This window comes from Alkalibacterium sp. MB6, from assembly GCF_009935905.1.
Lineage (GTDB): Bacteria > Bacillota > Bacilli > Lactobacillales > Carnobacteriaceae_A > Alkalibacterium.
In genome coordinates, this window is sequence record NZ_PREX01000037.1 from 1 (window position 1) to 13,732 (window position 13,732).

The following is a 13,732-nucleotide window of genomic DNA, read 5'->3' on the forward strand; positions in this document are numbered from 1 at the left end:
TTATCTCTAGATTAAGGGTCTTCTTTCTTTTTGTCTAGGGTTATTATTTTCCCTCTCCGACATTAATTTTACACATAGTCTTCTATTTGTGATACTTTTATTAGTAAAATCGAGCACTTGCCGAACGTATGTTCTATAACTGTTTTTAGTTTACCATATCCATAAGTACATGTATACATAAATCTATTAATATGAAACACCATTTTTTCACGAGTGTGGTAAAAACTCTAATTCATTAACTGGTGGCATTAAATACCGTTTTGATAGTCACTCAGGTAGTGTGTACTCTTACAAGACGGTAGTATACGATGCAATATCGAATTCTCATATACATATTGATTCTTTGATAATCAATGGTTGAATCAGGGACTTCCTAACCAGAGCGGTTCAAAAAACGCGATTTCCCTGGATCATGAAATCGCGTAAGATATTAAATTATTCATATGAAATAACCAGTTTTTTATTATTTTTAACTCCTATTTTGTACATCGTATCAACATTAGGTTCAGCATTCCCTAATTCAATGTTCGTAATAGTTGATTGAGCGATACCTACCTTTTCCGCAAATTCTCTTTGAGATAATTTCTGTTCGTCACGAATTTTTTTGATTTGTATTGCCAATTCTAATTTAAATTTTTCTTTTTCATATTCGTCTCTATAATCATCCGTTTCATTTTCTAAATGTTCTTCTAACCACTCGTCGAATAAAACATCTTTCTTTTCCATTTTTAACTTCCTCTCTATTTTTTATCGTTTTTGAAAGAAGCACGAACATTCCTTGCTTTATTTATTTCTCTTTTTGGAGTTTTCTGGGTTTTCTTGGTAAAACCATGGGTAATATAGTAATAATCATCTTTGATTTGAAAATATATTGCCCTTTGGATGTCAGAACCTTGTATAGAACGTATTTCATACAAATCTTTTTCTAATTTCTTTATACACTTTCCTTGTATGATTTTCAAAATACTCTTTGAATTTTCCTAGTCCGTGTACCATGGCTCACCTCGCAATACTTCCTCTAATGCTTGCTCAACCCTTTCATCTGATTCTTCTTTCAGAGAAGCATACAAAGACAGTAGGTCCACAAGGTGTTTAATAGTCTGTGGCAACCTTATTCCTGATCGATTAGACTAATAAATCTACTTTAATAGTCTTTACACTGCATATAACTGATTGATTAGACTATTAAAGACAGTTTATTAGTCTGTAGGGTGAACATTTACGCTTCATTAGACTATTAAACAGTCCAACCCTCCGACATTCTGTTAAGGGTATTATCAATCACAATAAAACTATAGTCTTACTACGATGTAGAGCTGTTTAAAGTGGTGCAAACTAAAAAGGCTAGCAAAGATTTCTCTAGCTAGCCTCTATAATTTAAATACTCTGTAGATCTTCTATTCTCAATCCTTCAAAGGTTGTGATGACTTTGTCGGCTTTGCTGTGATCGGGTGCTGGGAAGTTCGTGTTGCGGTACCCGATCACTTTCATGCCTGCTGCTGATCCTGCTCTGACACCGTTGGCGGAGTCTTCAATGACCAGACAGTTTTCGGGATTGAGGTTTAACTTGCTTGATACATTTAAGAAAATATCTGGGAACGGTTTTGAGTTCTCCACTTGATTTCCTGAGACATAATAAGTAATCACATCATGTAAATCGAACATCTCAATCGTTTTTTCAATATCTTTTCGTGGTGACGATGACGCAATCGCTAACGGGATGTCTGTTGTAGACAAGTGGTCTATAAATTCCAATACATGAGGAATAGCTGTCATCCCTTTTTCTTCAATCAGAGCCTCACGAACGCTGGTTGCTTCGTTTACCAAATCGCTTACCTCATCAGGTAAATCGAAATTCTCTTTCATCAATCCCCACATGTACGAGTGAGTTGTTCCTTGAAATTGATAAAAATAATCAAGTGGTACGTCATGACCACGTTTCTTTAATACCAATTGTTCTGATTCATGAAAGAATGGTTCTGAATCAATAATAACGCCGTCCATATCAAATATAACTGCCTCTAACATATTGCCCTCCAATAATAAACCTTACCTATTTTTGTTGTCTCTTAAAACTGAGACAACTCTTTGCCGTGCGTGTTAAATACATGAATGGCGTCTGTAGCCAATGGGTTATTGACCATGCCTTCAAACACATCTGCTGGAATCGTTGCGGTGTGAGCACCTGCGCTTAAGGCGTCTAGAACTTGCTTGATGTTTTTAAAGCTGGCTCCCATAATTTGTGTGCTTGCCTCTCGACTGTCAATAAACTCTCTAATTTGTTTAATCACATGATAGGGGTCAATGTTGACGTTCGACATGCGATTAATATAAGGAGCGAGATAGTCACACCCAGCAAGTGTTCCCAATATTCCCTGTTCTGCAGAATAGATGGCTGTGCCTAATATCTTTTCTTCTACTTTTTGTGTTTTTAATTGATGAACAAATTCAAGTCCGACTTGGTTCATATTAATTTTTAATCCGATTGTGACACCGAGTTCTCTGTTTTTCAATTCTTCGTAAGAAGCAGCTAATTCATCCACTGTTTCCCCTACCAATTGAACAAACAACATGTCAGGCTGGCAAGCAGCTATTTCTTCTAATTGCTTATCCACAGCCTTTTTTTCTTTCCAAAGTAGAGTCGGGTTTGATGTGACTCCTTTTATTACTCCTGTCGGAAGGTAGTTTTTTATCTCGTCAGGATTCACTGTATCTAAAAACAAATCGATCATTCCTTTACTGTTTCGCGCTGCTCAATTCACTGGCCGCTTCTTCGTCTAAAATAACGACTAAATCAGGGTGTTTTTGAAGGATACTTGCGGGTACATCTTCAGTGACTTCCCCTTCAAGAGACTGAACAATCGCTTGCGCTTTTTCTTTTCCAAAAGCCATTAGAATAATTTTGTCTGCTTTCATGATGGAGTGGATGCCCATTGTGTAAGCCGTTTTTGGTACATCGTCGATAGAATCAAAGTAACGCTTGTTTGAATTAATCGTCTCTTCGGTCAACTGTACTTTATGTGTTGTACTGTCAAATGACGTTCCTGGTTCGTTGAAACCAATGTGGCCATTTACACCGATTCCTAATACTTGAATATCAATCGGATGCTGCTCTAAAATGTCATCATATTGTTTAATTGCCTCTTCTTCACCAAGTGTTCCATCTGGAACGAAGGTCTGTTTAAAAGGCTTGTGTTTAAATAATTGATCCTCCATAAAATAATGATAACTTTGCGGATGGTCACTATCCAACCCAACGTATTCATCAAGGTTCACGGCTGTTGCTTCTGTAAAGGATACATCGCTATTAATCATTTCTTCGTACAACACTTCCGGTGTACTTCCTGTTGCTAGGCCGAGAACGCTATCCTCTTTCTTTTCAATCGCTTCCTTGACGTACTTAAACGCTTCTTTACCTGCTTCTTCTTTGCTTTTAACAATGGTAATTTGCATCTTTTTCTCCTCCTTTAATCTCATAAAAGCTAATAAAGGGACTCCATTCGTTTTGAAATCCCTTTATCTTATTTTATACTATTTTTAATGTCGTACCAACTGTAATATTAGGAATCTCTTTTTCCTCAAGGTACAAGGTTCCAGCCATATCTCCGTCTACTTCTCCTTTGAAGTTCAACGTAATATGAGCTAAATCGTTCAAGTTTTTATTGACTGCGTTACCTACAGCAACGACTTTAAAGGCTTCTTCATCAATTAAGAGAGTGTCTCCTTCAACAATCGTTTCTTTTACATTATTTCTGTCAATAATAAAGCAAAATGGTCTTAATTCTGGAGGAGCTTCTGATCCGAATAAAACGAGCATTTGCTCACTCAAGAAATCTGCTGCCTGTGGTCCAACCTCATTAACTAGCGATTCATATTTCATATTCATTCTCCTTCATTTATTTATTTCAATCGATTCTTCTTAATACATACCGAAACTTGCTAACCAAGCGACTAATACACGTGGCACACCATTCAGGAATCGAGAGTATAGAACAGATGGTACACCGATTTCTACTGTTTGAGCATCAGCTTCTTGTAATCCTAATCCAACCGGAATAAAGTCAGCAGCGTTTTGTGTGTTGATAGCGAATAGTGCTGGCAATGCTAAGTTTGGATCAATGTTTCCTGCTCCAATTTCAACACCAATTAATGTCCCGATAACTTGTGAAATAACTGCACCAGGTCCTAAGATTGGTGATAAGAACGGCAATGAACAGATGAAACCAATAATCATTAGTCCCCATACACTACCGGCTAATGGTGTCATGATATTAGCAAATACAGTTCCTAAGCCACTACCTTGGATAATACCGATCAGCATGGCTACAAAGGCCATAAATGGTAGGATTGTATTTAATACGGTTTGAACAGCTTCTCTGGAAGATTGCAGAAGAATAGAGATAATTCGACCGGCACCCATACCAAATTTAGCAATAACGTTTCCTTTTTCTGCACGTTGCTCAGTTAATTTTTTAGTAGAATCATATTGCGTTACTTTTTTAGCTGCTGATTCGTTTCCTCTACCTTGAGTAGATAAGTCTTCTTCAGAAGCATTTTCGTTGAGAACTGGACTTGTTGCGCCTTCTTCAGCTAATGTAATTTGATCCACACCTACGTTAGATACATAAATATCTTCCGTAATGTATTTAGCTAAAGGACCTGATTTTCCAGTTGGAATGATGTTAATTGTTGGAATACCTTTTTGTGGATAAATACCGCAACGAAGCGTTCCACCACAGTCAATAATTGCTAAAGCTGTTTCGTCATCCGGAATAGATGTTTTAAAGCCGTTGACAGCTTCCATACCTGTTAACTCTTCTATTTTATCAACAATCGCTGGTCGTTCTCCACCACCAACGACATAAATGAATTTTTGTTTGTCTTCAGTTGGTGTAATCGTTAATGGACCACCCCAGCCTCCGCGGCCTTTTTCAACTCTAATTGAATTAAACTTTGTCATGTTTTTTACTCCTCATATCTTGAATTTTAACTAATTATTTTGATGTAGCAACTGTTTTACTTAATTCCACACCATTTTTTCTACATACATAAGCAGTAGTGAAATCTGTGACGTATCCACCAACGGCATTCATGACTAGACCAACTAATAAATATCTGATCGCTAACGGTGTCATACTTAATCCTAGTTGCTCGATACCTTGTGCAACGCCTAGATAAACAAAGAGTTCACCCGGGTTGATGTGTGGGAATATCCCGTTACTCGTATGGTTGTATTGCGCAAGTGCAGCAAAGTAACTTGGTTTGTAAAATTCAGGCATAAATTTACCTAAAGTAAAACTGGCTGGGTTACCTAACATAAAGGCTGCAAAGAAGGGTAAAATCATGTTTCTCATGATGCCGTATTGAGATGCCCATTGAGCAAAACGGTCAACCTTATCTTGTCCTATAATGTTGATTAACGCATTCATAAATACCAAAAGTACTAATACCAATACCAGAATGTCTACTACCCATCCCATTAAAACATCTGCACCTATTTGAAATAGGCCGATAAACCCTTCAGCTAAATCGATTAAAAAATTCATTGTGCTTCCTCCTTAGTTTTCATAAATAATCCTTTTACATTGTCTGCCAAAGCAGAAAGTGGTGCTTTCTTTTCAGGAATTTCCTTCCCGTTAATAACCAAATTATAATTGTTTACGGCATCAACTACTGCCTTTTTAGTATTCTTCGTTTCTTTTGCCAACTCTTGATCCTTAAAATTCAACGTATCAATTCGGCGACCATTTAAGGTGTTAAAATCTTTGAAGCGTGCGGCTACTGTTGTTCCTTGCAACTTCCGGCCTTCGCAAATATAGCCCTCTTCATCTAGTGAGAGTAGAACAATGGTTCCGGATGCAAGCTTACCTGATCGTCTCCCAATAGCCACTCGGCCTTTTCTTCTCATCTTCGAATACTCTTCACCAAAGGTTTTCATCTGTTTGAAGCCTAAGAATGACTGGATTAAATAAGCTGGGATTAGTAATGCAGCGATTAACATAAAACTATCCATTGAGTACAACCTCCTCTACTAGTTTGTAAAAATCTTGTGCGTTCGATATGGCCATGGCTTTTTCAACCAATTCCTTATCTCTAATGATGGAAAAGATTAAGTTGTAAATACTCGTTAATACTTTTTCTTCATCTCGCGATAGTTCTGGTTTTAATATTAAGAAAATGAGTAATTTAACTTCTGAATCTCGGTGCTCTTTGTTTGTACCAAAAATTAACAAAATATTATCCGCTTTCTCGTCAATCACGTGAGGAAAAGCAATCCCGTCTTCATATAACATGGACCGGGTATCGTCTTTTTTAATAAACACGTCTTCTAATGTATCTGATACCTTATCTCTTTTCACTAAATCAGCAATAATTGCCGTCATATTTTCTCGGTAGGTTTTAGCTGGATCGATGGAGACACTTTCAAAATCAACTTCATTGCCATCCATCACCGAGTAATTTTGACGCGTGATGACTTCATTGATTTGTTCGTGAATCACCTCTTGAGACGTAAACAAGCTCTTGATTCTAATAATAGGTAGATTGAGAGCAACCGGTATCGTCTCGGTTGTAAAAATCAATTGGTATTTCATAAAGTCTTGTTCCGCAATGGACATACTGTTAAAGTGGTCCATTTTTATATTGCCACCAATAATGTCTTTAATCTGTTTAGAAATCAGTTCGAAAAATCCGATTCCTTTATTCGTTATGATTGCAATATGCTCAATTTTCATATCAGATTTTGTGTTTGTCATATTTCTTTCGCTCAAGACAATGGCATAATAAATAGAGAAATAACTAATATCCACATCTGTCGCAGTTAAATCAAATTTATCACTTAATACCTTTAAGGAAATAGTTGCCAGTTCGTATGCCAGTGGAAAGCGAATCTTCAAGTCTTGAGAAAAGACTTCCGTATTCGGCAGTTTAAAAATTAAGCGGTTGATCAAAAAGAGCAAATGAGCTTTCACTTTAGAGAAAAACTTCTCGTGATCAATTTCTATAACGAATTCCTTTTTAACCTCATCTAACATTTCTTCCACTAATGAATGCAGCAAATCCACGTTTGCTTGGTTTCCAAAGTCGGATATAAAGGACGAGTTCCTTGTATTGATAGGAAAAGAAATGAAATCGATTTCAATACTGCCTAAGTCATGCGTTGTTGACTGTATCAATTTTTTTAACACCTTAGAGTCGTCTTCAAAGTTTTTATATAAAGGAATGGACTCGGTTAACTGGCGACCTTTCTCGTGTCTGTATACGGTAACAGCGAAGGTCTTAAAAAATAATTTGCGTCTGAAGTTATCTAATTCGTAATAAAGATTAACATCGACTAGTGCGTCTTCGACTTTTGGTTTTAATACAAAAGACAAGTCTAATTCCTCAAAGATTTCATAAATGAGTAGAAGTCTAATATTAAACTCCGAGCCCTCTAGTCGGATGCCTTTATTAGGAATCCCCATAATTTTACAACTATACGTTCGAGCCAGCTTCTTAGCTTTTCGTAAATCGTTATTCAAGGTACTTCGACTGACCATCATCTCATCAGCGAGATCGTTTATCATGAGGTAGCCATCTGCTTCAGATAATTTAAACAAGATGTAAGCCACTCGGTAAGAAACAGAGTTGAAGTCATGAACCGAGTTAAGCCTAAACTTGTGAAAGAGTCGCGATGAGTCGAACGCTTCTAGTTGTACTTGCTTGCCGTCACCCGAAAGGGACAACACATCTTTATAACATAATTCAATCTCTTCGATATAGTAATGAACTTTATCTTCTGACATATGAAAGGTTTCTGCTAAATGATTAATGCTAACTGTTTCTCTTTTTAGTAAATAGCCAATCATTTTATCACGATCATTAATCATTCTATATCATTCCTTTTAGGATTATCCCCGAGATTTTCCACCTGAAATATTTATGGTTGTACCAGTAATGTAATCAGATTTATCGGATGATAAGAATGCAACCAAATAAGCAATCTCGTCTAATTTACCGACTCTTCCTAATGGAATACTCTTCTCATAACCAGTATCTAAATCTTCCACATTAATATTTCTTGTGTATGCTAATGCTTCATTGTATTCAGGCGTGGTTAAACCAGTTTTTTCATTAATTCCTGGTGCAACCCCTACCACTTTAATACCAAATTTACCTAACTCTTTACCCCATGAACGCGTATAAGAGTTCGTTGCTCCTTTAGTCGCTGAATATAAACTTTGACCTACGGAACCTTCCATACCAGACTCTGAAGAAATATTGATGATCGTTCCTTCTAATTTCTGTTTAACCATGCTTCTAACAACCGCTTGAGTTGTGAAGACCATACCTTTTTGGTTGATGTTTGTCATGATGTCAAATGAGCGCTCATCGATTTCGTATTGTCTTTCATCACTGTAAACATCTACTAGTAAACGAGGTAAGTTCACACCCGCATTGTTTACCAATACATCAATTTTTCCAAATTTTTCTTCTGTCAGTTCAACCATTCTCTCAATGTCTTGAACTGACGTAATGTCTGTTTTAATGTTGTATACGCCATCTTTTTCTCCCGTTTCAACATTAATATCTGCAACAACAAGGTTTGCTTCGTTCTTTTTCAATTCTTGAACAATATGCAAGCCAATACCAGACGCGCCTCCTGTCACCACAATTGTCTTTCCATTCAGATTCAACCAGTTACCCATAAGTCGGTTAACCCCTTTCAATTTGTCTACCTGTAGTATAGGCGAAAGGATTAGGTTAATTAATACACACCTTGGTCATCAATTATTCAAAAAGGTTGCACTAATTGAAATAGTTATAAATTTCAGTTCCTTTTTTGAAGAAGAAAACTGTGATGACAATGGATTCATAGAATAGTGACTGTTACTATCCTAGAGATTTGGTTATAAATTAATTATATCACTTTTGTTACTTTATAGAGTATTTAATAACTAGCTACTTTTACGGCACAGCAAAAAGGCCGATAGAAAAATTCTATCGACCGTTGTTTTTACTTTATTTGGCTTTTATCGCTTCAATATGGGCTTCTTTAGTCGCTGCATCAGCTAGCGTGTACTGTTTCAATGAGAAATAAATTCGATCAATTTGGCTCAAAGATAACACTTTGCGTGATTCTATCATTTCTTGTTTTAGTGTCCTCATTAAGCTGTCTCTTTTAATAACTCTAACAAAAGGAGATATCACGTTAATTTTTTTAAGCGTGCACCGTTCGCTAAAAATGATATAAGACTTTGTTAGCTCTTTATCTTCTATACCAATGACCGCTTCCAGTGCTTTGATGTGGGCTTTGTTTTGCCATATTGGATTAAAGAACGTATATTTTTGCTTATTTGGAAGAGTTTGAGTCCAATGTTTGTAGCGTTCGTCCCCGAAAATCCAACCACTATAGTTTTTCGATTCAAACACATAGATTCCGGTCTCTGCTATCATAATTAAGTCCAGCTCCGTCGTTGTCCCGTCTTCTCTGGGTATATATAGATTAGACATTAATTTATGTGGTGCCTTCAGACTTTCAAGCATGCTGTAGGTAAGGAACTCCCCGTAGTTTCCTTTATCGAGCACTGTTGTAAAAAAGCTGTTTCCACTAGCTACTTTGTAAGAAGAACCTGAATACCTTATGTACTTGGGTAATAACACAATACACATTCCTAGCACTATGTAAAAAATGATTACTGCCATTGAATGTCTCCTCTTTATTCAAATTTTAACTATGGTCATTCTGTAAATCATATGCCATCATTGTTCCGCCACTTGATTTAACAAAGCCATTCTTTCCATAAAATGTAGCTGCTTCTTCTCCTCCAGTAATCAGAAATATGCTATTTATCTCCTCTTTCTTCAGTGTATTAGTCATCAATCTTAATAACTCTTTGCCTACTCCTCTACCCTGATGAGTTGGATCCACGTTAAATTCATCCACACAGTACTGACTCCAGTTGCCATAGTAATAATCAATTCTACCTAGACACATGGCTATAATGTCGTTATTTTCCTCAATAACATAACCTCTAGAATCAAACCCACTCATGGTGGCTTCAATTCTTAATAGAGCTTCTTCTTTCGTCCATTCATTATTCCAAGGCTCTCCTTTATATGCAGCCATTAAGACGTCAGCACACTTAGAGTAGTCTTCAATCTCAATGTTTCTAAACCTTAATTCCATCCTGATTCGTCCTTTGTAGTAAATTATCGTGGTTCATATCAAGCCACCCAAAATCAATTATACCATTCGTAAAAAGGCTTTCATATATACATACTAAATAGTTTTCATAAAATACAACAAGCATATTCCAACACAAATTATGAATTTTCCCTATTTTAAGGACAATTTAATTGGAAAAGACCGATAAATCGTGATTTTCATAACAGAGAAGGCACTTTTTATGGTACACTTTTAGAATCAGGGTAAAAGGAGAAAATAGATAATGAACGAAGAGTTAATCAAGACAATCAAAGAATTAGAAATTAAAACAGCGCCAGAGGAACAATCCTTAGAGGCAGCCAATCAGAATTATACTAAAAAGCAGTTGACTCATTTCATCGAACGTCATGACTTGCCGATTGCTAAAAGTTGGTTAAAGGATGAGATCGTTACCGCACTTTCAGACTGGATGAATGATTCTCAAAAAGAATTGCTAGCTATTAATCAGGAGCTTCAAACGTTTTATCAAAAAGAAGTGCTGCAGGCTGATGAGCCACTAAATACTTACAACGCTGACTTATCAGACAGTGATTTAGAAAAAATCACTCAATTGATTGAATACGGCTTGGTTTATAACGTTGGTGGAGAGCTTTGGGCACCTGAGACGAATGCTGATACGGTCTCTAGTGATGTAGAATCATCTGCATCGCCTGCTACCAGTGAAGAAGGAACGACTGAAGAAAAAAGTGAAGCAGTCACAAATCAAACCCAATCGCCAAAGGGTCAAACGAAAACACGTACGACTGCAAAAAAGACCTTCCAATCGTCATCTACTACTCTTTCGACAGAAGAGAAGCTGGCTCAGAATAAACAAGCACGATTGAAGTACTTAAGAGAACAAGCGAAGAAGAAAAAACGTAAGAAGAAAAAGTAGATACGTTTAAAGCACCTGCTGATTTGGTTCAAAAATCAGCAGGTGCTTTTTACTACTTTAGATTGAAGACCTTTTCAAATTTATCCGCAAACCATCAGATCAACTTATCCATCATCGCCAATAACGATCCTCTGTACTGCACCATCTCAATACTATTCACACTCTGAATCAATCCCCTGTGAAGCCTTTCAGACCGGTCTATTAACGAGTTGATTACCCGAATGCATTCTTTCTGTTCCTGAGTAAGTGATTCCATTTTGCTTATAATCATTTCTGGCGTAGACTGATCTAACTCTGCAAATAACTTTCCGAGTAAGCCCACCCAAACATCAGATATCTGTATCAGTCGCTCATTCTTGGAATTAATGAATTTGAAATTGGACAGTTTCTCACCTTTTAGAGTGTAAATCGTATTTTTTAAGGCTATTTCTGCCTCAGCTTCTTCATCAAAATAATGCATGGAATCTTTATAAAATGCACACCTACCATCTCTTAGTCCGAAATATTCCTCAACTAATAAACCAGGCGTGTTATCTTCAATAAAGACTAGCTCTCCCTTACGTCCATTTGCTTTCAGTAATTGCCGGAAATTCTCTAGATAGAAATGTTCGTCACCATAGGATTGTATGAGATCGCTCAGCTCATAACAAAAATTCTTAATATCTTCTTTATCTAAGCTTGGATAATTGTAGCCATGGAGTATTGGAAGAATCTCATCCATATGTGATATAACAAATCTATGTAAACTGGCCTTCAAAGATTGTGCCCACTCTAATCCGAAGTTGAACTGAGGCTGGGCAGCAAATAGGGAATCAACTATATCTACGACAGAAAAGTACATATTATTTAACGTAGCATAATGGACATAGAGTCCGCTACTGTCAAGCCATGAAAGAAATTGCTGAATTGGTTTCTTGCCTATAGCTGTCCAGAAATCAGCTCCTCTTCCGGCTAAAGTCCTAAACTTAATTTCTGATGCATTGATTTTAAGTCCATCAAACAACTTGTCTACATCGCATGGGGGAGTATCACCCTTGAATAACACACCGCCGAGAATGAAATCATTAGCAATGCCTTCTTCTGCATTCACACCATTCTCTGTCAATCTAAACTTACGAACATTCCCGGTTTCATCATAATAGAAGCTACACTTTTCATCAAATAGTGGTAAGTCTGAAAACTCGCTAATCATATTTCTATATTCATCTACGTCCATGTTACTCACCCCCTCACCACAACCATTAATACAATATTCTGTAAACTCATCTTCTTAAAAAAAACGGACATCTCTGCTACTAAAAATGTCCGTTCTCTTTCACTACTAATCATTGTGTCAAACTGATCAACCAGAATCACTACCGTTCTGAAAAGTTACCATCACTACCAATCTGGGATGTTTGCCATCACAGCACATCCAGGTGTTAACATCACAACCGATCTTGATGTCAAGCTGATCGTGCATATCAACCAGATTGAGCTCACCACGTATATAACCCTTATTACTTCTAAGCCTCATATAAGATTCCCAAAATTTACTTATGCGGATGAATAGTTTCTTGGGGAGTTTGGGGGTGAGTTTACTCAGACTCTCTGGGGAATTCTCCTGAGATTTATCTACTAACAGCTAAACCCCAGTGTACATCTTATCATAGTAGTTAGCATAATCACCGGAAATGATATTCTCAATCCACTTAGTGTTCTCAAGATACCACTGAATTGTTTCTTTCATTCCTTGTTCAAAGGTATATGCCGGTTCCCAGCCAAGTTCAGTCGTGATTTTGGTATTGTCAATTGCATATCTTCTGTCGTGTCCTGGACGGTCTTTTACATATTTTATAAGCCCTTCTGTTTTGCCGAGGGTGCCAATAATCAGTTTTACAATTTCGATATTAGCTTTTTCGTTATTCCCGCCAATATTATAAACTTCTCCATCTTTGCCTTTATGAAGAACAGTGTCAATTGCAGAGCAATGATCAGAAACGTGAAGCCAGTCTCTTACTTGCATTCCATCTCCATACACAGGAAGATCTTTTTCATTAAGGCAATTATTTATCATAAGTGGAATTAGTTTTTCAGGGAATTGATATGGGCCATAGTTATTGCTACATCTTGTAATGTTAACAGGCATGCCGAATGTTTCATTGTATGCTCTGACGATCATATCTGCACTAGCCTTAGACGCAGAATAAGGACTGTTTGGCATAAGTGGCATATTTTCAACAAACATACCGGTCTCACCAAGTGCACCATATACTTCATCAGTTGACACTTGAAGAAACTTTACTCCTGGCTTATACTCCTTACAGTACTTATCATTTGGATTCACTTTCCAATATTTTTTGGCTGTATCCAAGAGAACCTGTGTCCCGATAATATTTGTTGTTAAAAATACTTCGGGTTCTTCGATACTTCTATCTACATGAGATTCTGCAGCAAAGTTGATAACAGAAGCAATATCATTATTTTTGAAAATTTCTTCAATCTTTTCTCTATCTCTAATATCGACTTTGATGAACTCATAATTAGGATTACTATCGATATCTTTGAGATTCTCAAGGTTCCCTGCATATGTTGTGTTTTGCAAGATAAATGTTTAGAAAATTGCAATGAAAAGTTAAGAACTTTGCCAACCACTTTTAGTTCAATTATTT

General features: G+C 36.8%; 16 protein-coding genes. 1 reads left to right on the forward strand and 15 read right to left on the reverse strand.

What is annotated here, in order from left to right:
* Window positions 1-435: 435 nt before the first annotated feature.
* The 13 genes from C3945_RS11095 to C3945_RS11155 all read right to left on the reverse strand — a co-directional run bounded on the left by C3945_RS11095 (window position 436) and on the right by C3945_RS11155 (window position 10,168).
* The gene (locus C3945_RS11095; RefSeq protein ID WP_161879720.1) at window positions 436-726 is read right to left on the reverse strand and encodes a helix-turn-helix domain-containing protein; all 291 of its coding nucleotides are present in this window, start codon (window positions 724-726) and stop codon (window positions 436-438) included.
* A 14-nt stretch (window positions 727-740) separates the two neighbouring features.
* Window positions 741-962, reverse strand: coding sequence for a type II toxin-antitoxin system RelE/ParE family toxin (locus C3945_RS12160; protein ID WP_161879721.1), 222 nt, complete (start codon window positions 960-962; stop codon window positions 741-743).
* Window positions 963-1,377: 415 nt separating this feature from the next.
* The gene (locus tag C3945_RS11105; RefSeq protein WP_161879722.1) at window positions 1,378-2,028 is read right to left on the reverse strand and encodes an HAD family hydrolase; all 651 of its coding nucleotides are present in this window, start codon (window positions 2,026-2,028) and stop codon (window positions 1,378-1,380) included.
* A gap of 41 nt (window positions 2,029-2,069) precedes the next feature.
* The gene (locus C3945_RS11110; protein ID WP_237585551.1) at window positions 2,070-2,732 is read right to left on the reverse strand and encodes a transaldolase family protein; all 663 of its coding nucleotides are present in this window, start codon (window positions 2,730-2,732) and stop codon (window positions 2,070-2,072) included.
* Window positions 2,733-2,736: 4 nt separating this feature from the next.
* Entirely contained in the window at window positions 2,737-3,453 is a 717-nt protein-coding gene (nagB, locus tag C3945_RS11115) for a glucosamine-6-phosphate deaminase (protein WP_161879723.1), read from the reverse strand.
* 73 nt (window positions 3,454-3,526) lie between these two features.
* Window positions 3,527-3,880: a PTS glucitol/sorbitol transporter subunit IIA gene (locus C3945_RS11120; protein ID WP_202623360.1), complete on the reverse strand. Its 354-nt coding sequence runs from the start codon at window positions 3,878-3,880 to the stop codon at window positions 3,527-3,529.
* Between the two features lie 39 nt (window positions 3,881-3,919).
* Window positions 3,920-4,960: a PTS glucitol/sorbitol transporter subunit IIB gene (gene srlE / locus C3945_RS11125; protein WP_161879725.1), complete on the reverse strand. Its 1,041-nt coding sequence runs from the start codon at window positions 4,958-4,960 to the stop codon at window positions 3,920-3,922.
* 34 nt (window positions 4,961-4,994) lie between these two features.
* A complete protein-coding gene (gene srlA / locus C3945_RS11130; RefSeq protein WP_161879726.1) occupies window positions 4,995-5,546 on the reverse strand; it encodes a PTS glucitol/sorbitol transporter subunit IIC in 552 nt (183 codons plus the stop codon).
* Window positions 5,543-6,013, reverse strand: a complete 471-nt coding sequence (locus tag C3945_RS11135; RefSeq protein ID WP_161879727.1) for a transcriptional regulator GutM — start codon at window positions 6,011-6,013, stop codon at window positions 5,543-5,545. The genes srlA and C3945_RS11135 overlap by 4 nt, the downstream gene beginning before the upstream one ends.
* A complete protein-coding gene (locus C3945_RS11140; RefSeq protein ID WP_161879728.1) occupies window positions 6,006-7,868 on the reverse strand; it encodes a BglG family transcription antiterminator in 1,863 nt (620 codons plus the stop codon). Before C3945_RS11140 ends, C3945_RS11135 begins: the two co-directional genes overlap by 8 nt.
* Window positions 7,869-7,889: 21 nt before the next feature.
* Complete coding sequence (locus C3945_RS11145; RefSeq protein ID WP_161879729.1) at window positions 7,890-8,687, reverse strand: SDR family oxidoreductase; 798 nt, start codon at window positions 8,685-8,687, stop codon at window positions 7,890-7,892.
* Between the two features lie 313 nt (window positions 8,688-9,000).
* Window positions 9,001-9,684, reverse strand: a complete 684-nt coding sequence (locus tag C3945_RS11150; protein WP_161879730.1) for a nuclease-related domain-containing protein — start codon at window positions 9,682-9,684, stop codon at window positions 9,001-9,003.
* Window positions 9,685-9,709: 25 nt separating this feature from the next.
* Window positions 9,710-10,168, reverse strand: a complete 459-nt coding sequence (locus C3945_RS11155; RefSeq protein WP_161879731.1) for a GNAT family N-acetyltransferase — start codon at window positions 10,166-10,168, stop codon at window positions 9,710-9,712.
* Window positions 10,169-10,430: 262 nt separating this feature from the next.
* On the opposite strand from C3945_RS11155, the gene C3945_RS11160 reads away from it, so the two are divergent.
* Window positions 10,431-11,081, forward strand: coding sequence for a hypothetical protein (locus C3945_RS11160; protein WP_161879732.1), 651 nt, complete (start codon window positions 10,431-10,433; stop codon window positions 11,079-11,081).
* 94 nt (window positions 11,082-11,175) lie between these two features.
* Here the strand turns inward: C3945_RS11160 and C3945_RS11165 are convergent, their stop codons facing one another.
* Complete coding sequence (locus C3945_RS11165) at window positions 11,176-12,297, reverse strand: DUF3800 domain-containing protein (protein ID WP_161879733.1); 1,122 nt, start codon at window positions 12,295-12,297, stop codon at window positions 11,176-11,178.
* A gap of 408 nt (window positions 12,298-12,705) precedes the next feature.
* Window positions 12,706-13,665: a dTDP-glucose 4,6-dehydratase gene (rfbB, locus tag C3945_RS11170; protein WP_442862179.1), complete on the reverse strand. Its 960-nt coding sequence runs from the start codon at window positions 13,663-13,665 to the stop codon at window positions 12,706-12,708.
* Between the last annotated feature and the right edge of the window lie 67 nt (window positions 13,666-13,732).

What these genes read in the sequence shown, in the direction of transcription:
- C3945_RS11110 (WP_237585551.1), bottom strand. Translation starts at nt 2,732, where the DNA reads ATGATCGATTTGTTTTTAGATACAGTGAATCCTGACGAGATAAAAAAC.
- C3945_RS11120 (WP_202623360.1), bottom strand. Translation starts at nt 3,880, where the DNA reads ATGAAATATGAATCGCTAGTTAATGAGGTTGGACCACAGGCAGCAGAT.
- C3945_RS11105 (WP_161879722.1), bottom strand. Translation starts at nt 2,028, where the DNA reads ATGTTAGAGGCAGTTATATTTGATATGGACGGCGTTATTATTGATTCA.
- C3945_RS11095 (WP_161879720.1), bottom strand. Translation starts at nt 726, where the DNA reads ATGGAAAAGAAAGATGTTTTATTCGACGAGTGGTTAGAAGAACATTTA.
- srlA (WP_161879726.1), bottom strand. Translation starts at nt 5,546, where the DNA reads ATGAATTTTTTAATCGATTTAGCTGAAGGGTTTATCGGCCTATTTCAA.
- C3945_RS11150 (WP_161879730.1), bottom strand. Translation starts at nt 9,684, where the DNA reads ATGGCAGTAATCATTTTTTACATAGTGCTAGGAATGTGTATTGTGTTA.
- srlE (WP_161879725.1), bottom strand. Translation starts at nt 4,960, where the DNA reads ATGACAAAGTTTAATTCAATTAGAGTTGAAAAAGGCCGCGGAGGCTGG.
- nagB (WP_161879723.1), bottom strand. Translation starts at nt 3,453, where the DNA reads ATGCAAATTACCATTGTTAAAAGCAAAGAAGAAGCAGGTAAAGAAGCG.
- C3945_RS11145 (WP_161879729.1), bottom strand. Translation starts at nt 8,687, where the DNA reads ATGGGTAACTGGTTGAATCTGAATGGAAAGACAATTGTGGTGACAGGA.
- C3945_RS11165 (WP_161879733.1), bottom strand. Translation starts at nt 12,297, where the DNA reads ATGGACGTAGATGAATATAGAAATATGATTAGCGAGTTTTCAGACTTA.
- C3945_RS11135 (WP_161879727.1), bottom strand. Translation starts at nt 6,013, where the DNA reads ATGGATAGTTTTATGTTAATCGCTGCATTACTAATCCCAGCTTATTTA.
- C3945_RS11155 (WP_161879731.1), bottom strand. Translation starts at nt 10,168, where the DNA reads ATGGAATTAAGGTTTAGAAACATTGAGATTGAAGACTACTCTAAGTGT.
- C3945_RS11140 (WP_161879728.1), bottom strand. Translation starts at nt 7,868, where the DNA reads ATGATTAATGATCGTGATAAAATGATTGGCTATTTACTAAAAAGAGAA.
- C3945_RS11160 (WP_161879732.1), top strand. Translation starts at nt 10,431, where the DNA reads ATGAACGAAGAGTTAATCAAGACAATCAAAGAATTAGAAATTAAAACA.